The organism is Rhodobacter capsulatus (assembly GCF_052363185.1).
In the GTDB taxonomy this organism is placed as follows: domain Bacteria; phylum Pseudomonadota; class Alphaproteobacteria; order Rhodobacterales; family Rhodobacteraceae; genus Rhodobacter; species Rhodobacter capsulatus_E.
Genome location: NZ_CP198955.1, coordinates 1,183,382 through 1,201,135 on the forward strand (window position 1 = coordinate 1,183,382; position 17,754 = coordinate 1,201,135).

General features: G+C 65.6%; 16 protein-coding genes. 13 read left to right on the plus strand and 3 right to left on the minus strand.

Features of this window, described 5'->3' with window-relative positions; all coding sequences use genetic code 11:
- The first annotated feature begins 58 nt into the window (after positions 1-58).
- From betI to ACTTAG_RS05985, 5 genes are all read left to right on the plus strand, one after another.
- Positions 59-643 (plus strand): transcriptional regulator BetI, encoded by a 585-nt coding sequence (gene betI, locus ACTTAG_RS05965; RefSeq protein ID WP_444464614.1) that lies wholly within the window; start codon positions 59-61, stop codon positions 641-643.
- Positions 640-2,091 carry a betaine-aldehyde dehydrogenase gene (gene betB, locus ACTTAG_RS05970; RefSeq protein WP_444464615.1) on the plus strand — a complete coding sequence of 484 codons (1,452 nt, stop codon included), beginning with the start codon at positions 640-642 and terminating at the stop codon, positions 2,089-2,091. The genes betI and betB overlap by 4 nt, the downstream gene beginning before the upstream one ends.
- A gap of 81 nt (positions 2,092-2,172) precedes the next feature.
- The gene (gene betA, locus ACTTAG_RS05975; protein ID WP_444464616.1) at positions 2,173-3,828 is read left to right on the plus strand and encodes a choline dehydrogenase; all 1,656 of its coding nucleotides are present in this window, start codon (positions 2,173-2,175) and stop codon (positions 3,826-3,828) included.
- Between the two features lie 53 nt (positions 3,829-3,881).
- Complete coding sequence (locus ACTTAG_RS05980; RefSeq protein WP_444464617.1) at positions 3,882-4,517, plus strand: thermonuclease family protein; 636 nt, start codon at positions 3,882-3,884, stop codon at positions 4,515-4,517.
- An 88-nt stretch (positions 4,518-4,605) separates the two neighbouring features.
- A complete protein-coding gene (locus tag ACTTAG_RS05985) occupies positions 4,606-4,845 on the plus strand; it encodes a YdcH family protein (RefSeq protein ID WP_444464618.1) in 240 nt (79 codons plus the stop codon).
- A gap of 60 nt (positions 4,846-4,905) precedes the next feature.
- Here the strand turns inward: ACTTAG_RS05985 and ACTTAG_RS05990 are convergent, their stop codons facing one another.
- Positions 4,906-6,303 carry a helix-turn-helix domain-containing protein gene (locus ACTTAG_RS05990; RefSeq protein WP_444464619.1) on the minus strand — a complete coding sequence of 466 codons (1,398 nt, stop codon included), beginning with the start codon at positions 6,301-6,303 and terminating at the stop codon, positions 4,906-4,908.
- 110 nt (positions 6,304-6,413) lie between these two features.
- Here ACTTAG_RS05990 and ACTTAG_RS05995 point away from each other — a divergent pair, with 110 nt between their 5' ends.
- Positions 6,414-6,974 (plus strand): hypothetical protein, encoded by a 561-nt coding sequence (locus ACTTAG_RS05995; protein WP_444464620.1) that lies wholly within the window; start codon positions 6,414-6,416, stop codon positions 6,972-6,974.
- Here ACTTAG_RS05995 and ACTTAG_RS06000 read toward each other — a convergent pair.
- Positions 6,968-8,152 (minus strand): multidrug effflux MFS transporter, encoded by a 1,185-nt coding sequence (locus ACTTAG_RS06000; protein ID WP_444464621.1) that lies wholly within the window; start codon positions 8,150-8,152, stop codon positions 6,968-6,970. The two genes, ACTTAG_RS05995 and ACTTAG_RS06000, sit on opposite strands and share 7 nt — an antisense overlap.
- 68 nt (positions 8,153-8,220) lie before the next feature.
- Positions 8,221-8,571, minus strand: coding sequence for a DMT family protein (locus tag ACTTAG_RS06005; RefSeq protein WP_444464622.1), 351 nt, complete (start codon positions 8,569-8,571; stop codon positions 8,221-8,223).
- A gap of 175 nt (positions 8,572-8,746) precedes the next feature.
- On the opposite strand from ACTTAG_RS06005, the gene ACTTAG_RS06010 reads away from it, so the two are divergent.
- The 7 genes from ACTTAG_RS06010 to cbiM all read left to right on the plus strand — a co-directional run bounded on the left by ACTTAG_RS06010 (position 8,747) and on the right by cbiM (position 17,753).
- Positions 8,747-10,279: an acyl-CoA carboxylase subunit beta gene (locus ACTTAG_RS06010; protein WP_444464623.1), complete on the plus strand. Its 1,533-nt coding sequence runs from the start codon at positions 8,747-8,749 to the stop codon at positions 10,277-10,279.
- A 10-nt stretch (positions 10,280-10,289) separates the two neighbouring features.
- Positions 10,290-10,766 carry a DUF6497 family protein gene (locus tag ACTTAG_RS06015; protein WP_444464624.1) on the plus strand — a complete coding sequence of 159 codons (477 nt, stop codon included), beginning with the start codon at positions 10,290-10,292 and terminating at the stop codon, positions 10,764-10,766.
- Between the two features lie 427 nt (positions 10,767-11,193).
- A complete protein-coding gene (locus ACTTAG_RS06020) occupies positions 11,194-11,592 on the plus strand; it encodes a hypothetical protein (RefSeq protein WP_444464625.1) in 399 nt (132 codons plus the stop codon).
- 328 nt (positions 11,593-11,920) lie between these two features.
- Positions 11,921-12,157 carry a hypothetical protein gene (locus tag ACTTAG_RS06025; protein WP_444464626.1) on the plus strand — a complete coding sequence of 79 codons (237 nt, stop codon included), beginning with the start codon at positions 11,921-11,923 and terminating at the stop codon, positions 12,155-12,157.
- 153 nt (positions 12,158-12,310) lie between these two features.
- Positions 12,311-14,314, plus strand: a complete 2,004-nt coding sequence (locus ACTTAG_RS06030) for an acetyl-CoA carboxylase biotin carboxylase subunit (protein WP_444464627.1) — start codon at positions 12,311-12,313, stop codon at positions 14,312-14,314.
- Positions 14,315-14,401: 87 nt separating this feature from the next.
- Positions 14,402-16,531, plus strand: a complete 2,130-nt coding sequence (scpA, locus tag ACTTAG_RS06035) for a methylmalonyl-CoA mutase (RefSeq protein ID WP_444464628.1) — start codon at positions 14,402-14,404, stop codon at positions 16,529-16,531.
- Positions 16,532-16,706: 175 nt separating this feature from the next.
- Complete coding sequence (cbiM, locus tag ACTTAG_RS06040; RefSeq protein ID WP_444464629.1) at positions 16,707-17,753, plus strand: cobalt transporter CbiM; 1,047 nt, start codon at positions 16,707-16,709, stop codon at positions 17,751-17,753.
- Position 17,754: the final 1 nt, after the last annotated feature.

Genomic DNA, 17,754 nt, shown 5'->3' on the forward strand with positions numbered 1-17,754 from the left:
ATAAACTTGCCTGTAGCTCCTAAAAGCAAGATCTTTTTTGAGCGGAGTCGCAAAAGACATGCCGAAGCTTGGAGCAGAGCCTATTCGACGGGCGGCCTTGGTGAAAGCCACGATCGAAACGGTGGGCGAGGCGGGATCGCTTGAAGTCACCGTAGCACAGATTGCGCGGCGTGCGGGGATGTCCTCGGCCTTGGCGCATCATTATTTCGGCTCGAAAGAACAAATCTTTCTGGCGGCGATGCGGGCGATTTTGACGCTTTACGGGGCGGAGGTGCGCGGTGCGCTGGCGGCGGCGGACCGCAGCCCCGAATCGCGGCTGCGCGCGATCATCGCGGGGTCATTCTCGCCGGGCAGTTTCCGGCGCGAGGCGATTTCGGCCTGGTTGAATTTCTATGTGCTGGCGCAGACCAGTCCCGAGGCGATGCGGCTGTTGCGGGTCTATCAGCGCCGGTTGCGCTCGAACCTGCGCCACGAGCTGCGCCCGCTGGTGGGGGATCGGGCCGAGACGGTGGCCCGCGGTCTGGGCGCGATGATCGACGGCGTCTATATCCGCGCCGCTTTGGCCGAACATGCGCCGAACCGGGCCTATGCGCTTGAAATCGTGAATGAATATCTGAACCGGGAGTTGGAGGTGCGGCCGTGAAAGCACAACCGAAGGCCAGCCATTTCGTCAATGGTCTCTGGGTCGAGGACAAGGCCGGGGCCGAGATCGAGGTAATCTTTCCCGGCACCGGCGAGGTGATTGCGGTTTTGCACGAAGCAACCCCCGCGGTGATCGAAGCGGCGCTCTCGGGTGCGGTGGCGGCGCAACGCGCCTGGGGCGCGCTGAAGCCCGTCGAGCGCGCGCGCATTCTGCGCCGCGCCGCCGATCTGATTCGCGACCGCGGCGCGGAGCTGTCGCTTCTGGAAACGCTCGACACCGGCAAACCGCTGCAGGAAACGCTGGTCGCTGACTGGCCCTCGGGCGCGGACAGTCTGGAATATTTCGCTGGGCTTGCGCCGACGCTGACCGGCGAGACGATCCCCTTGGGCGGTGATTTCGCCTATACGATTCGCGAACCTTTGGGCGTTTGCGTCGGCATCGGCGCGTGGAATTACCCCAGCCAGATCGCCTGCTGGAAGGCGGCCCCGGCGCTCTCGACCGGCAATGCGATGGTGTTCAAGCCCTCGGAGCTGACGCCGCTTGGCGCGCTGCAATTGGCCGAGATTTTCATTCAGGCCGGGATGCCCGCGGGGGTCTTCAACGTCGTGCAGGGCCGGGGCGCGGTGGGCGCCGCGCTGACCACTGATTCGCGCGTGGCCAAGGTCTCGCTGACCGGCTCGGTCGCGACCGGCGCGCGGGTCTATGCGGCGGCGGGCGCGGGGATGAAGCATGTGACGATGGAGCTGGGGGGCAAATCGCCGCTGATCGTCTTTGACGATGCCGATCTGGAAAGCGCGATCGGCGCGGCGATGCTGGGGAATTTCTATTCCTCGGGGCAGGTTTGCTCGAACGGGACGCGGGTTTTCGTGCACAAATCCATCAAGGAGCGCTTCCTGACCCGGCTGGCGGAACGGACGGCTTTGATCAAGGCGGGCGACCCCTTGGACGAGGCCACGCAATTCGGCCCGCTCGTCAGCGCGGCGCAGCATGCCAAGGTTCTGGGCTATATCGCCACGGCGAAAGCCGAGGGCGCGCGGCTGATCTGTGGCGGCGCTGCGGGCAACGAGGGGCCACTTTTCGTGCAGCCGACGGTCTTTGCCGATGTCACCGACGGCATGACGCTGGCGCGCGAGGAGGTCTTTGGTCCCGTCATGGCGGTGCTGGATTTCGACACCGAGGAAGAGGTGATCGCGCGGGCGAATGGCACCGAGTTCGGGCTGGCAGCGGGGGTCTTCACCGCCGATCTGGCGCGCGGGCACCGGGTGATTGCGCAGTTGCAGGCGGGGACGTGCTGGATCAACGCCTATAACCTGACGCCGGTGGAGATGCCCTTTGGCGCGGTGAAAGCCTCGGGTCTGGGGCGGGAAAATTCCAAGGCCGCGGTCGAGCACTATACGCAGCTGAAGGCCGTCTATGTCGGCATGGGGCCGGTCGAGAGCCCCTATTGAAACGCAGGCCGGGGGCGCTGCCCCCGGACCCCCGGCGTATTTGCGCCAAGAAAAAACAGGGTTCAGGCAGAGGGTCGCGGGATGGATGCGGACTATGTGATCGTTGGGGCAGGCTCGGGCGGCTCGGCGCTGGGCTATCGGCTGGCCGAGGCCGGTCATCGCGTCGCGATCATCGAATTCGGCGGCACCGACTGGGGCCCCTTCATCGAAATGCCCGCGGCGCTGTCTTACCCGATGAACATGGGGCGCTACGACTGGGGCATGGGCACCGAGCCCGAGCCGCATCTGGGCAACCGCCGTCTGGTGACGCCGCGTGGCAAGGTGATCGGGGGGTCGTCCTCGATCAATGGCATGGTCTATGTGCGCGGCCACGCCTGCGATTTCGACCATTGGGCCGAGCAGGGCGCGGCGGGCTGGGGCTATGCCGATGTGCTGCCCTATTTCAAGCGGCAGGAACATTGGCACGGCGGCCATGACGGCGCCGACGCGACCTGGCGGGGTTTGAGAGGCCCGCTGCATGTGACGCGGGGCCCGCGCAAGAATCCGCTGTTTCAGCATTTCATCGAGGCGGGGGCGGCGGCGGGCTATCCGGTGACGATGGATTACAACGGCGAACAGCAAGAGGGCTTCGGCCCGATGGAGGCGACGATCTGGCAGGGGCGGCGCTGGTCGGTGGCCTCGGCCTATCTGCGGCCCGCGATCAAGACCGGGCGGCTGAAGATCGTCCGCGGTCTGGCCCGCAAGGTGGTGATCGAGAATGGCCGCGCCGTGGGCGTCGAATATGAAAAGGGCGGCGAGATCAAGGTTCTGAAGGCGCGGGCCGAGGTGGTGCTGGCGGCCTCGGCTTTGAACACGCCGAAGCTTCTGATGCTGTCGGGGATCGGCGATGCAGAGCATCTGCAAAGCCACGGCATCGAGGTTCTGGCGCATCGCCCCGGCGTGGGGTCGAACCTGCAGGACCACCTTGAAATCTATATGCAATTCGCGTCGAAAGAACCGGTGACGCTTTACAAATACTGGAATCTCTGGGGCAAGCTGACGGTCGGCGCGCAATGGGTGCTGACGAAGCGCGGCCTTGGCGCCTCGAACCAGTTCGAGGCCTGCGGCTTCATCCGGTCCGACAAGGGCGTCGAATATCCCGACATCCAGTATCACTTCCTGCCGATTGCCGTGCGCTATGACGGCAAGGCAGCCGCCGAGGGCCATGGCTTTCAGGTGCACACCGGCCCGATGCGGTCGAAATCGCGCGGCACGGTGCGGTTGCGCTCCGCCGATCCGCGCGAAAATCCCGAGATCCGCTTCAACTACATGTCGCATCCCGACGATTGGGAGGAATTCCGCAAGGTGGTGCGGCTGACGCGCGAAATCTTTGCGCAGGCGCCGATGGCGCAGCATGTGAAGCACGAGATCCAGCCCGGCGCGGCGGTGCAAAGCGATGCCGAAATCGACGCCTTCATTCGCGATCACGCCGAAAGCGCCTATCACCCCTGCGGCACCTCGCGGATGGGGCGGGCCGATGATCCGATGGCGGTGGTCGACCCGGATGCCCGGGTGATCGGGGTCGAGGGGCTGCGCGTCGCCGACAGCTCGATCTTCCCGCGGGTGACGAACGGGAACCTGAACGGCCCCTCGATCATGACCGGCGAGAAGGTGGCCGATCATATCCTGGGCCGCCGTCTGCCCGCCGAGAATGCAGCCCCCTGGATCAACCCGAACTGGCGGGTGTCGCAGCGGTAAGCATGACCGGCCAGGCGGGTTGTGTTCGCCTTACGTTCTGTTAACTTGCGCCCATGGTGAAGTGGGTTCTGATCGGGCTTGTGCTGGGGCTTCCGGCACAGGCCGATGTCGTGCAGGGGCAGGCGCGGGTGGTCGACGGCGATACGCTGGTGATCGGCACGCAGAAGGTGCGTTTGTTTGGGATAGATGCGCCGGAGCATGATCAGCTGTGCAAGGATGCGCAGGGACGCGACTGGCCCTGCGGGCAGGCCGCGCGCGATCGGCTTGCGGGGCTGGCGGCGGAGGGCGTGCGCTGCGTGGGTGCGGATCGGGACCGCTACGACCGGCTGCTGGGCGTCTGTGCCGCGGACGGGCGCGATCTGAACGCCACGCTGGTGGCCGAGGGGCTGGCCGAGGCGTATCGCAAATATGCGCTTGACTATGTGCCCGAGGAGGAGACCGCGCGCGGGCCCCGTCGCGGCATCTGGGCCGGGCCGCATCTGGCGCCCGAGGCGGCGCGGCACGGCCCGGTGCAGACCCCGCCCGGGGCCTGCCGGATCAAGGGTAACATCTCGAAAAAGGGGCAGATTTTCCACCTGCCCGGCACGCGCGATTACGACCGCACGAAGATCGACACCGCCCGGGGCGAGCGCTGGTTTTGCACGCCGCAAGAGGCGATGCAGGCCGGTTGGCGGCCGGTGGGCGGCTGAGCGCCAACTTGACACGGGTCAAGGTGCCGCGCCCGCGTCCGGTCTAGGCTGGAGTCGTGAGAAATGATGACCGGAAAGGGAGAGGCCCATGTCGAACACCCCGCATACGCTGTCCGAGGAATTCCCGTTCGAGATGGAAAAGCTGCATGCTTTGAAGGTCTCGAACGCGCATTTCGCCAAGCTTCTGGAAGATTACGACGCGGTGAACGACAAGGTGCACCGGGCCGAAACCCATGTCGAACCGGTGGACCATTTCGCCGAGGTGGATCTGCGCAAACAGCGCGCGCATATCAAGGATGAAATCGCCTACATGCTGCACCATTCCTGACGACCTCCAACGACTGATCGGGAAGCCTCGGATTTTCCGGGGCTTTTCGATGTCCGGGGGTCAGGCGATGTCGTAGGGCAGCAGGCCGCGGCGGTTCGGATCGACGCGCAGGCGCCGCTCCAGCGGCGGAACCGAGCGCTGGTGGCAGTCCTTGCGTTCGCAGATCCGGCAGGAAATCCCGATCGGCTGATAGGCGCGCGGATTGCCCAGTTCCATGTCGTCGGCATAGACGAGGCCGCGGGCATGGCTGACCTCGCAGCCCAGACAAATCGCATAGCGCCGCACCGGGGCGGTGAAGCTGCCGCCCGATTTCGACACGTCGCGGGCGAGGCACAGATAGCGCACCCCATCTGGCGTCTCGGCCAGTTGGCGCAGGAATTTTGTTGGTGTTTCAAAGGCTTGATGGACGTTCCACAGCGGACAGGCGCCGCCGAACCGGGCGAATTGCAGCCGCGTGGCGGAATGGCGCTTGGTGATCGTGCCGGCCTGATCGACGCGGACGAAGAAAAAGGGAATCCCCTTGGCGCCCGGCCGTTGCAGGGTTGAAAGCCGATGCGCCACCTGCTCGATGCTGGCGCCAAAGGCATCGGCGAGCCGTTCCAGATCGTGGCGGGTTTCCTGCGCGGCCTCAAGGAAGGCGCGATAGGGCAGAAGTGCGGCGCCGGCGAAATAATTCGCCAGACCGATCTTCGCGATGGCGCGCGAGGTCTCGGACTGGAACCGCGCCAGATCGAGCGTGGCTTCCAGAAGCTCGTTCTGGGTGATCAGCGCGACCTGATGCAGCAGCTGGAAGGCCTGGGTCGAGCGGCTGGCATGGGCGGAAATCAGGATGCGGTCGCCCTCGCGGGTGCGCAACTCGGAAATGTTCGAAAAGTGAACGTTTACCCCCCGCGCCCGCAGGGCATCGCAGGCCCGTGTGATCGGGTCCAACCTTTTGCCATCCGGGCAGGAAAAGCGTTCGGCGGCGCGGTCGACGGCGTCGATGTAATTGTCGCAATAGTGAAAGAAGTCCCGGACCTCTTCCCAGGGCGAAACCACCGTCTGCGCGCCTTCGCGGCCCAAAGCCTCGTCGAGCGAGGCCAGCCGTTCATGGGCCTGCCGGTAGGCGCGGTGCAGTTCCAGAAAGGCCCGCGCCAGCGCCGGGGCGTTCGAGGCCGCCAGCCGCAGATCGGCCAAGGGCGGCGTGCCGCCATCGGCAAAGACCGGGTCGGCCATCGCCTCGCGCATGTCGGAGACCAGCCGCTCGGCATCGCCCGCCGAAAGCTCGGTCACGTCAAGCCCGAATTCCCCCGCCAGCGCCAGCACCACCGCGGCCGAAACCGGGCGGTGGTTGTTCTCCATCTGGTTCAGATAGGGCAGCGAGACGCCGAGCCGGTCGGCAAAGGCCTTTTGCGTCAGACCCAGACGCGCCCGGGTTTCGCGCAGCTTCACACCGGCATAGAGTTTTTGCGTGGCCATGGCGCCCTCTGCTTTGCAAAGCTCTCGTATCCTTTGCAAAGGCCGCGTGCAAGGGGAGGTTGCATGGCTGGGACAAACCGCCGTAGCATCGGGGCCGAGCGGGAGGAAAGATGCGACATCTGTTGGTTGTGATTGCACTGGTGCTTTGCGGCTGCGCCCCCGTGCCGCCCGAGATCACCCCGGCCGAGGCGGCGCGGATCGCGGCGCCCGATCCGGCGCTGGCGGCGCAGATCGCGCGGCTGTTGCCGAAACTGCGCCGCGAGGAAGCCCGGCGCGAGGCCGAGGCGCAGGCGATGGGCCGGGCGCTTGATCCGCGCGAACAGGAAATCGCCCGCAAGGTCGGCGTGCAACATCCTGAAAGGGTGCGGCTTTTGGTGGTTGAACGGATCGCCCCGCTGGCCGATCCGGATCTGGCGGGGTTGTTTTCGCTGCACCGTGCCTGGGGGCTGACGACGGGCTATGGCATCACCGTGACGAAAGCGCCGGTGCCGGATTGGCTTTTGGCGCATGAGCTGGTGCATGTGGCGCAATATGAACGGCTGGGGGCCGGGCCGATGCTGCGCCGCACCCTGACCGAGACGCTGGTGCTGCGCGGCAATCTGATCCCGATCGAGCGCGAGGCGATCGCGCTCGGCGATACCGTGGCGAAATCGCCCGCCTATGGCTATTGAGGCTGGCGCATCACCCAAAGGATCGCCACCACCGAGAGCGCCGAGGATCCGAACATCACCCACAAAAGCCGGGCCACCTCGACCTCGGGGCCAAGCAGCGTCGCGGTCAGGCTGGCCAGAACCGCGCCGGTGCCGATTGTCATCGTCGCGCCCAGGCCCGAGGCGGTGCCCGCCAGATCGGCCCGCACCGACATCAGCCCGGCATTGGCCGAGGGCAGCGACAGGCCGTTGCCGATGCCGGTGATGCCGACCGCCGAGAAAAACAGCACCGGGCCCAGCGCCTCTGCCGCCCGCGCCAGCAGCGCCACGGCGATGGCCGCGGTGGCAAGGGTCGTGCCCCAAAGCACCATCCGGTCCATGCCCAGATGCAGCGAAAACCGCCCCGAGACCCAGTTGCCGATCAGATAACCGAGCGAGGGCAGGGCGAAGAAATAGCCGACCTCGATCGGGGAGAGGCCAAAGGCCTGCTCTCCCACCAGCGCCGCGCCGCCGAGATAGGCGTAGAACAGCCCCGCCGAGGCGGCGGCCGACAGCGCATAGCCCCAGAACCGGGCCGAGCGCAGCAGGATCGGATAGGCCCGCATCTGCGCGCCAAAGCCAAGCCCCCCGCCCGAGACGGTCTCGCCCATGTCGGCCCAGACCAGCGCGAACAGAAGCGCCCCCGAAATGGCCAGAACCGCCAGATTGGCCTGCCAGCCGAAAAGCCCGTCCAGAAGCCCGCCCACCGCCGGGCCGATCATCGGCACCACCGACATCCCCATGGTGACATAGCCGATCATCGAGGCGGCGCCGGGCCCGGGAACCATGTCACGCACCGCGGCGCGCGACAGCACGAAGGCGGTGGCGATGACCGCCTGCACGAAGCGGGCCGCCAGAAAGGTCTGGGCATTCGGCGCAAAGAGCGCGGCGACCGAGGCGAGCGTGAAGATCGCCACCACCCACAGCAGCACCGGGCGGCGGCCGTAGCGGTCCGAGATCGGCCCGACAACGAATTGCGCCAGCGCCGAAAAGGCCAGATAGGCCGAGACCGCGAGCTGCATCAGCCCGTAATCGACACCGAAATGCCGTGCCATCCCGGGCAGCGAGGGCAGGAAGATGTTCAGCGCCAGCGCCGCCACCCCGGTGGCCAGCACGAGGGTGACGATATGCGGCGGTGTGTTGCGGGTCAGGAAAGCCATGCACGGCCGCTAGGCTGCGCGCGTCATTTTGTCCACGGGGGAAAATGTATGCGTCACAAGATCGGGGCTCAGCCCTTGTTCGAAAAGATCAGCGCCGCCCCGGCGATGATCAGGACGAATCCGCCCAGCGTGCGCCAGGTCGGCGGCTCGCCCAGCCACCAGCTGTTGAAGCCGACAAAGACGGTGAGCGAGATCACCTCCTGCATCACCTTCAGCTGCGCCGCCGACATCACGCCGTAGCCGATGCGGTTGGCGGGCACCATCAGGCAATATTCGAAAAAGGCGATGCCCCAGGACACCCCGATCGCCACCAGCATCGGCGCCGATTTGAAGCGCAAATGGCCATACCAGGCGAAGGTCATGAAGACATTCGACGCGGTGAGCAAAAGAAAGGTGACGAGAGGGGCGGGAAGGGTCATGATCGCCTCGGGCAGGGTGGCTTTTCCTAGCGCGGCCCGGGGCGCGGCGCCAGTTTATTTGCAATATTGCAATTCGCACTTGGTGGTCTGAGAATTATTTGCAAATTTTCCCGAATCCGCTTGGTAACATTCTTTCGTTCCGATAGGTTGCACGGAAATTCTCGGAGGGGACCCCATGAAAGACATCCTGAGCGAGCTGGAAAGCCGGCGTGCGGCGGCGCGGCTTGGCGGCGGCGAGCGGCGCATCGAGGCCCAGCACAAGAAGGGCAAGCTGACGGCGCGCGAACGCATCGAACTTCTGCTCGACGAAGGCTCGTTCGAGGAATTCGACATGTTCAAGGCGCATCGCTGCGTCGATTTCGGCATGGAAGCCGAGCATATCTCGGGCGATGGCGTGGTCACCGGCTGGGGCACGGTGAACGGCCGCATGGTTTATGTGTTCTCGCAGGACTTCACCGTCTTCGGCGGCTCGCTGTCCGAAACCCACGCCGAGAAGATCTGCAAGATCATGGATATGGCGATGCAGAACGGCGCCCCGGTGATCGGGATGAACGATTCGGGCGGCGCGCGGATTCAGGAAGGCGTGGCCTCGCTCGCCGGTTACGCGGAAGTCTTCCAGCGCAACATCATGGCCTCGGGCGTCGTGCCGCAGATCTCGCTGATCATGGGGCCCTGCGCCGGTGGTGCGGTCTATTCCCCCGCGATGACCGACTTCATCTTCATGGTGAAGGACAGCTCCTACATGTTCGTGACCGGTCCCGACGTGGTGAAGACGGTGACGAACGAAATCGTCACCGCCGAGGAACTGGGGGGCGCGTCGACCCACACCAAGAAATCTTCGGTCGCGGACGGCGCCTATGAAAACGACGTCGAGGCGATTGCGGAAACCCGCCGCCTGATCGACTTCCTGCCGCTCTCGAACCGCGAAAAGGCGCCGGTGCGGCCCTTCTTCGATTCCGTGGACCGGATCGAGGAAAGCCTCGATACGCTGATCCCGGCCAACCCCAACATGCCCTATGACATGAAGGAATTGATCGCGAAAATCGCCGACGAGGGCGATTTCTTCGAGATTCAAAAGGATTACGCGGGCAACATCATCACCGGCTTCATCCGCATCGAGGGTCAGACCGTGGGCGTGGTCGCGAACCAGCCGATGGTTCTGGCGGGCTGCCTTGACATCGACAGCTCGCGCAAGGCCGCGCGCTTCGTGCGCTTCTGCGATGCGTTCGAAATCCCGATCCTGACGTTGGTCGATGTGCCCGGCTTCCTGCCCGGCACCGGCCAGGAATATGGCGGCGTGATCAAGCACGGCGCGAAGCTTCTGTTCGCTTACGGCGAGGCCACCGTGCCGAAAGTCACCGTGATCACCCGCAAGGCCTATGGCGGCGCATATGACGTGATGGCGTCGAAGCACCTGCGCGGCGATTTCAACTATGCTTGGCCCACCGCCGAAATCGCGGTGATGGGGGCCAAGGGCGCGACCGAGATCCTCTATCGCTCGGAACTGGGCGACAAGGACAAGATCGCCGCCCGCACCAAGGACTACGAAGACCGTTTCGCCAACCCCTTCGTGGCGGCCGAACGCGGCTTCATCGACGAGGTGATCAAACCCTCGTCCACCCGTCGTCGGGTGGCCCGTGCTTTCGCGAGCCTGCGCTCGAAGAAGCTGGCCAACCCGTGGAAGAAACACGACAACATTCCGCTCTGAGGGGCGCGGAATGCTTCGTGGGGCCGGGCAGGCGCGCACAGCCTTGCGGGGGACGATCGCGGTCGTTCTCGCTGTGACGGCGCTTGCCCGGCCCGCCTTTGCCGAAGAGGCCGGGCCGGTGCAGGAAACCGGGCCGCTGCCCGTGCCTTCGGGGCCGCCGCTTCCGGTGCCGTCGGGGATCGCGCTGCACTGGCTCGAGACCCGGATGGACACCGCCGGGCCGCGCGGGCTGACGCTGCGCTTTCGCTTCGTCGCGCCGGAGGTGGCCGGGGCGGGCTATGGCCCGGACAAGGCCTCGGCCGATCTGCAGGCTTTGTGCGACGGCTGGGCGCTGCCGCGGATTGCCGAAACCGGGCCGCAACCGGCCGAACTCGTCCTTGATCTGTCCGACCGCGTGGTGCCGTTCGGGGCGTCCGATGAAACCGCGGTGCAATTCTTCGAGGCCTATTCCATCGCCGATGGGGCCTGTCAGTGGGAGCTTTTCTGATGGCGATGCTGCGCCAGAACACCAAGGATGGGGGCCCGGTCACGGTCGCCCCGAAACTTTTGTGTTCACGCGCTTTTCGCTTCAGCCCGGACGTGGCGCGCGGTAAATCTGCGCGCGATCGGAATCATCCGATCCGAACAATGACAAGCAAGGACCAGATGGACGGAGCCTTCCGTGCCCTCGTCGGTCCTGACAGGAGACACCCATGTCGAACAAAGTCCTCTTCGCCCTCGTTGCGATCGCTTTCGTGGCCGCTTGCGCGCCCAAGACCGAGCCGGTCGCTCCGGTCACCATCGAACCGGCCCAAACCGGCAAATACAAGTAAGATCTTTCGGGGGCAGGGCCCGGCCTGCGCCCCCGGCTTGCCCGTTCCGTGCTTGCGCGGGACGGGCCTGATGTGCCACCCCGCGCGGGAAAGGGGCACATCATGCTGAAACACCGTGGCTTCCCGGGGCGTCTTCCCGGCACCGATTTCCAGTTCACCATCCGGCGCGCCAATGCCAAAAAGGGCGCCACCAAGATCGTCCGCCGCGAGCGTTACAAGGATCGGGCCGCGCCCGACCGTCGCGCCGATGCGGGCTTCATGGCTGCGCTGTGGAATTATTTCGGCGAAGAGCCCTTCGAGCGGGGCAATCTGGATGCCGGGCGGCTGTCCTGGCTGATCGGCCGCGAGGTCGTCTGGGCCTCCGAACCCGCCGATCCCTGCAGCTACGAGCAGCTTTTGCGCATCGACCGCAAGCGGGCCGAGGCCAGCTTCCCCGAGGTTTTCGCCGATCCCGACGCTTTCGACTGGGACGAAGACGACGCGGAGGACGACTGGGAATGACCGGGGTCCGGGCGGCATATCGGCAGAAAATCGCCTATTTTGGCGGGGCTTTTGCCCCCGCCTCTGGCAATGCGGCATCGGCGCCCCATATCGGGATGCAGATGGCGTGTTTCGAAGCCGCGCCGTCCAACCTCCATGTTAGTGTCTTGGGGTCGCGGCCCGGCGTTTTCGTCGGGCCGCGCCTTTGCGCCCGGGCGACGGGGCCGGATGGGCAAAGCCTTGCCGATCTGGCGCAGGCCTGTCCCGTCGGGCGGAACTATCCGTTGTGCTGGCGCATTTCCGCGCTAGATCCGGGGGTAATCATAACCCCTGTCGGAGGCAGACACTCATGCGCAGCACTTCCCTTCTTCTGGCCCTTCTGGCCGCCGCGACCCTTGCGGGCTGCACGCAACCCCAAGGCGGGGCCGGCGTGTTGCAAACCCAGGGCGGGCGGGCGCTTGCCGGTGCCGCCGCCGGTGCCATCATCGCCGATGCGGCCGACGAAAACATGGTCGCCGGAGCGGCGCTTGGCGCGCTGGCCGGTGGGGCGACCTGCAACGTCGGCGTCGGCGGTCCCTGCTACTGAGCCGCGCGACATTTTCCCGCCTGCGCGGGTCGCGACCCCATGCCGCCACCGAGGGTTCCCCCCTCGGTGGCGTTTCATTTCGCCCGCCTTGACGGCACATGACATCACGAAAGGGGGCGCGGGCCAATCCGCGCCCGGAGGAAGGGACTGACCATGTTCAAGAAAATCCTGATCGCCAACCGCGGCGAGATCGCCTGCCGCGTCATCAAATCGGCGCGCAAGATGGGCATCAAGACGGTGGCCGTCTATTCCGACGCCGATGCGCAGGCGCTGCATGTCAAGATGGCGGACGAGGCCGTCCACATCGGCCCGCCGCCCGCGAACCAGTCCTATATCGTGATCGACAAGATCATGGACGCCATCCGCAAGACCGGCGCCGAGGCCGTGCACCCGGGCTATGGCTTCCTGTCGGAACGGATGGATTTCGCCGCCGCGCTGGAAAAGGAAGGCGTGATCTTCGTCGGACCGCCGAGCCCCGCGATCGAGGCGATGGGCGACAAGATCACCTCGAAGAAACTGGCGCAGGAAGCCGGGGTTTCGACCGTTCCGGGCTACATGGGCCTGATCGCCGATGCCGATGAAGCGGTGAAGATCTCGGACCAGATCGGCTATCCGGTGATGATCAAGGCCTCGGCCGGGGGCGGCGGCAAGGGGATGCGGATTGCCTGGAACGCCGAGGAAGCGCGCGAGGGCTTCCAGTCCTCGAAGAACGAAGCCGCGGCGTCCTTTGGCGATGACCGTATTTTCATTGAGAAATTCGTCACCCAGCCGCGTCACATCGAAATTCAGGTGCTGGCCGACCAGCATGGCAATTGCGTCTATTTGAACGAGCGCGAATGCTCGATCCAGCGCCGCAACCAGAAGGTCATCGAAGAGGCGCCCTCGCCCTTCCTCGACCCCGCCACCCGCAAGGCGATGGGCGAACAGGCCTGCGCGCTGGCGAAAGCGGTGGGCTACACCTCGGCGGGCACGGTTGAGTTCATTGTTGACGGCAACCGCAACTTCTACTTCCTGGAAATGAACACCCGTCTGCAGGTGGAACATCCGGTGACCGAACTGATCACCGGCATCGACCTTGTCGAGATGATGATCCGCGTTGCCGCCGGGGAACCGCTGCCCTTCAAACAGGAAGATATCGGCATCAACGGCTGGGCGATGGAAAGCCGCCTTTACGCCGAGGACCCCTATCGCAACTTCCTGCCCTCGATCGGGCGGCTGACGAAATACCAGCCCCCGGTCGAAGGGCCGACCGCCTCGGGCGGGATCGTGCGCAACGACACCGGCGTCTTCGAGGGCGGCGAGATCTCGATGTATTACGACCCGATGATCGCGAAACTTTGCACCTGGGGCCCGACCCGCGAAGCCGCGATCGAGGAAATGCGTCTGGCGCTCGACACGTTCGAAGTCGAAGGCATCGGCCACAACCTGCCGTTCTGCGCGGCGGTGATGGATCATGACCGCTTCGTCGAGGGCTCGATCACCACGGCCTTCATCGCCGAGGAATATCCCGAGGGCTTCCAGGGCGTGACCCTGACCGAGGAGATGCTCAAGCGCGTCGCCGCCGCCACCGCCGCGATGAACCGTGTGGCCGAAATCCGCCGCACCCGCATTTCGGGCACGCTTGGCAATCACGAGCGCAAGGTGGGCGATGACTGGGTGGTCAGCCTGCAGGGCGAAAGCTTCCCGGTGAAGATCGCCGCCGACAAGGCGGGCTCGACCGTGACCTTTGCCGATGGCACCAGCCTGCGCGTCGAAAGCGACTGGACGCCCGGCAAGTCGCTGGCGAAACTGACGGTCGGCGGCACGCCTTTGGTGCTGAAGGTCGGCAAGATCCCGATGGGCTTCCGCATCCGGGTGCGCGGCGCCGATCTGAAGGTGCATGTGCGCACGCCGCGCCAGCATGATCTGGCGCTTCTGATGCCGGAAAAACTGCCGCCGGATACCTCGAAGTTCCTGCTCTGCCCGATGCCCGGCCTGATCGTGAAGATCTCGGTCGAGGAAGGGCAGGAAGTGCAGGAAGGTCAGGCGCTGGCCACCGTTGAAGCCATGAAGATGGAAAACATCCTCAAGGCCGAGCGCAAGGGCGTGGTGAAAAAGATCAACTGCGCGGCCGGTGCCTCGCTGAAGGTTGACGACATCATCATGGAATTCGAATGAGGCCGGGGCTTTCCCCCGAATGACCTGAACGGACCGGCCGGGAGGGGGCGCCCCCCCGGCCTTTGCCCCCCGAAACGAGGCTCGCACATGACCGACAAGATGGAGGGCTGGCGCAAGCTGGCCGAAAAGGAACTCAAGGGCCGCTCGCCCGACAGCCTGACCTGGAACACGCTCGAAGGGATCGCGGTCAAGCCGCTTTACACGGCGGAAGACACCGCCGATCTGCCGCATATGGGCACGCTGCCGGGCATCGCCCCCTTCACCCGCGGCGTGCGCGCGACGATGTATGCGGGCCGTCCCTGGACGATCCGGCAATATGCGGGCTTCTCCACCGCCGAGGAGAGCAACGCCTTTTACCGCAAGGCGCTGGCGGCGGGGCAGCAGGGCGTTTCGGTCGCTTTCGACCTGGCCACCCACCGCGGCTATGATTCTGACCACCCGCGCGTTGTCGGCGATGTCGGCAAGGCGGGCGTCGCCATCGACTCGGTCGAAGACATGAAGATCCTCTTCGACGGGATTCCGCTGGAAAAAGTTTCGGTCTCGATGACGATGAACGGCGCGGTGATCCCGATTCTGGCGAATTTCATCGTGACGGGCGAGGAACAGGGCGTGGACCGCAGCCTGCTGTCGGGCACGATCCAGAACGACATCCTCAAGGAATTCATGGTCCGCAACACCTATATCTATCCGCCCGAACCCTCGATGCGGATCATTGCGGATATCATCGAATACACCTCGAAAGAGATGCCGAAGTTCAACTCGATCTCGATTTCCGGCTATCACATGCAGGAAGCGGGCGCGAACCTGGTGCAGGAGCTGGCCTATACGCTGGCCGACGGGCGCGAATATGTGCGCGCGGCGCTGGCGCGCGGCATGAACGTCGATGATTTCGCGGGCCGCCTGTCGTTCTTCTTCGCCATCGGCATGAACTTCTTCATGGAAGCGGCGAAGCTGCGCGCCGCGCGACTGCTGTGGCACCGGATCATGTCGGAATTCGAGCCGAAGAAACCGGGCTCGCTGATGCTGCGCACGCACTGCCAGACCTCGGGCGTCAGCTTGCAGGAACAGGACCCCTACAACAACGTCATCCGCACGGCCTATGAGGCGATGTCGGCGGCGCTTGGTGGCACGCAGTCGCTGCACACCAACGCGCTTGATGAAGCCATTGCGCTGCCGACCGAATTCAGTGCCCGGATCGCGCGCAACACCCAGATCATCCTGCAGGAAGAAACCGGCGTCACCAAGGTCGTCGATCCGCTGGCGGGCAGCTATTATGTCGAGGCGCTGACGGCGGAGCTGGCTGACAAGGCCTGGGCGCTGATCGAGGAAGTCGAGGCGATGGGCGGCATGACCAAGGCCGTGGCCTCCGGCATGCCGAAGCTGCGGATCGAGGAATCGGCGGCGCGGCGTCAGGCGGCGATCGACCGCGGCGAAGACGTGATCGTTGGCGTGAACAAATATCGTCTGGCCAAGGAAGACCCGATCGACATTCTGGACATCGACAACGTGGCGGTGCGCGACAGCCAGATCGCGCGGCTGACGCAGATGCGCGCGACCCGCGACGAAGCCAAATGTGCGGCCGCTCTGGCCGAAGTCACCCGGCGCGCGCGCGAGGGGGGCAACCTTCTGGAAGCGGCCGTCGAAGCGGCCCGGGCGCGGGCCTCGGTGGGGGAGATCTCGATGGCGATGGAAGAAATCTTCGGGCGTCACCGCGCCGAGGTGAAGACGCTGGCCGGGGTCTATGGCGCGGCTTACGAGGGCGATCAGGGCTTTGCGCAGATCCAGGCCGATGTGAGCGCCTTTGCCGAAGCCGAGGGGCGGCGTCCGCGGATGCTCGTCGTGAAGATGGGGCAGGACGGTCACGACCGCGGCGCCAAGGTGATTGCCACGGCTTTCGCCGATATCGGCTTTGACGTCGATGTGGGCACGCTGTTCCAGACCCCCGAGGAAGCGGCGCAGGATGCGGTGGACAACGACGTGCATGTTGTCGGCATTTCCTCGCTCGCCGCCGGTCACAAGACGCTCGCGCCGAAGCTGATCGAAGCGCTGAAGGAAAAGGGCGCCGAGGATATCCTGGTGATCTGTGGCGGGGTGATCCCGCAGCAGGACTATGACTTCCTGAAGGCGGCAGGCGTGAAGGCGATCTTCGGGCCCGGCACCAACATTCCGGCGGCAGCGCGCGAGATCCTGGATCTGATCCGCGCCGCGCGCGGCTGAGATCGGGCCGAACCCCGGCCCAGCCTTTCGGGCGCCCGCAGGTCGGGCGCCCTTTTTCGTCCTGTCGCGGCGCATCGGCGGTTCCGAATTTCTTGACAGGAGGGCGATGTGACGAAATGATCCGGAAATCATACCGCCACGCGCCCCCATCCGCGCCCGCCAAAGGACATCAGCGATGCATATTCCGGACGGATACCTCAGCCCCGCGACCTGTGCGGTGACCTTTGCCGCGGCGGCGCCGTTCTGGTATCTGGCGATGCGCAGGATCGAGCGGGTCGAGGCCGCCCGCACCATCCCGCTGATCGCGCTGGTGGCGGCTTTCAGCTTCGTGATCATGATGTTCAACCTACCGGTGCCGGGCGGCACCACGGCCCATGCCACGGGCCTTGCCATCGCGGCGATCCTGCTGGGCCCCTGGGCGGCGGTGCTGGCGATTTCGGTGGCACTGCTCATTCAGGCGGTGCTCTTCGGCGATGGCGGCATCACCGCCTTTGGCGCCAATTGCTTCAACATCGCGGTGGTCGGGCCGATGCTGGCCTATGCGGTCTACCGACTGGGCAGCCTTGGCGCGGCGGTCGGATCGCGGCGGCGGGTGCTGGCGGCGGGGCTGGCGGGCTATCTGGGCATCAATGCCGCGGCGCTGGTGACGGCGCTCGAATTCGGGCTGCAGCCCGTGCTGTTTCACGACGCGGGCGGCGCGCCGCTTTACGCGCCCTATCCGCTGTCGGTGGCGGTTCCGGCGATGGCGATCGCCCATCTGACGGTCGCGGGGATCGCCGAATTCATCGTCACCGCCGGGATCGTCGCCTGGTTGCAACGCGCCAATCCCGATCTCTTGGCGCCTTCGGAAGGCGCGGGGGCCGAGGCGCCCGGTCTGGCCTGGCTCTGGGGCGGGCTGGCGGCGCTGATCGCGCTCAGCCCGCTGGGGTTGCTGGCCTCGGGCACCGCCTGGGGCGAATGGGGGGCCGAGGATTTCACCACGCCCGAGGGCCGCGAGACCATCGCCAGCGTCTCGGGCGGCGTGGCCCCGCCCGAGACGGTGCCGGGCGGGTTCGAACGGCTGTCAAGCTTCTGGAGCGCCCCGGTCCCCGATTACGCGCCCGGTTTCCTGCAAAATGAAACGCTTGGCTATCTGCTCTCGGCCGGGATCGGGGTCGGGCTGGTGGTGGCCTTCGTCACGGTCGTGGCGCGCTGGCGCGCCGGTCGGGCCCGCGCCGCCTGAG

What these genes read in the sequence shown, in the direction of transcription:
- betI (WP_444464614.1), top strand. Translation starts at nt 59, where the DNA reads ATGCCGAAGCTTGGAGCAGAGCCTATTCGACGGGCGGCCTTGGTGAAA.
- betA (WP_444464616.1), top strand. Translation starts at nt 2,173, where the DNA reads ATGGATGCGGACTATGTGATCGTTGGGGCAGGCTCGGGCGGCTCGGCG.
- ACTTAG_RS05980 (WP_444464617.1), top strand. Translation starts at nt 3,882, where the DNA reads ATGGTGAAGTGGGTTCTGATCGGGCTTGTGCTGGGGCTTCCGGCACAG.
- ACTTAG_RS05985 (WP_444464618.1), top strand. Translation starts at nt 4,606, where the DNA reads ATGTCGAACACCCCGCATACGCTGTCCGAGGAATTCCCGTTCGAGATG.
- ACTTAG_RS05990 (WP_444464619.1), bottom strand. Translation starts at nt 6,303, where the DNA reads ATGGCCACGCAAAAACTCTATGCCGGTGTGAAGCTGCGCGAAACCCGG.
- ACTTAG_RS05995 (WP_444464620.1), top strand. Translation starts at nt 6,414, where the DNA reads ATGCGACATCTGTTGGTTGTGATTGCACTGGTGCTTTGCGGCTGCGCC.
- ACTTAG_RS06000 (WP_444464621.1), bottom strand. Translation starts at nt 8,152, where the DNA reads ATGGCTTTCCTGACCCGCAACACACCGCCGCATATCGTCACCCTCGTG.
- ACTTAG_RS06005 (WP_444464622.1), bottom strand. Translation starts at nt 8,571, where the DNA reads ATGACCCTTCCCGCCCCTCTCGTCACCTTTCTTTTGCTCACCGCGTCG.
- ACTTAG_RS06010 (WP_444464623.1), top strand. Translation starts at nt 8,747, where the DNA reads ATGAAAGACATCCTGAGCGAGCTGGAAAGCCGGCGTGCGGCGGCGCGG.
- ACTTAG_RS06015 (WP_444464624.1), top strand. Translation starts at nt 10,290, where the DNA reads ATGCTTCGTGGGGCCGGGCAGGCGCGCACAGCCTTGCGGGGGACGATC.
- ACTTAG_RS06020 (WP_444464625.1), top strand. Translation starts at nt 11,194, where the DNA reads ATGCTGAAACACCGTGGCTTCCCGGGGCGTCTTCCCGGCACCGATTTC.
- ACTTAG_RS06025 (WP_444464626.1), top strand. Translation starts at nt 11,921, where the DNA reads ATGCGCAGCACTTCCCTTCTTCTGGCCCTTCTGGCCGCCGCGACCCTT.
- ACTTAG_RS06030 (WP_444464627.1), top strand. Translation starts at nt 12,311, where the DNA reads ATGTTCAAGAAAATCCTGATCGCCAACCGCGGCGAGATCGCCTGCCGC.
- scpA (WP_444464628.1), top strand. Translation starts at nt 14,402, where the DNA reads ATGACCGACAAGATGGAGGGCTGGCGCAAGCTGGCCGAAAAGGAACTC.
- cbiM (WP_444464629.1), top strand. Translation starts at nt 16,707, where the DNA reads ATGCATATTCCGGACGGATACCTCAGCCCCGCGACCTGTGCGGTGACC.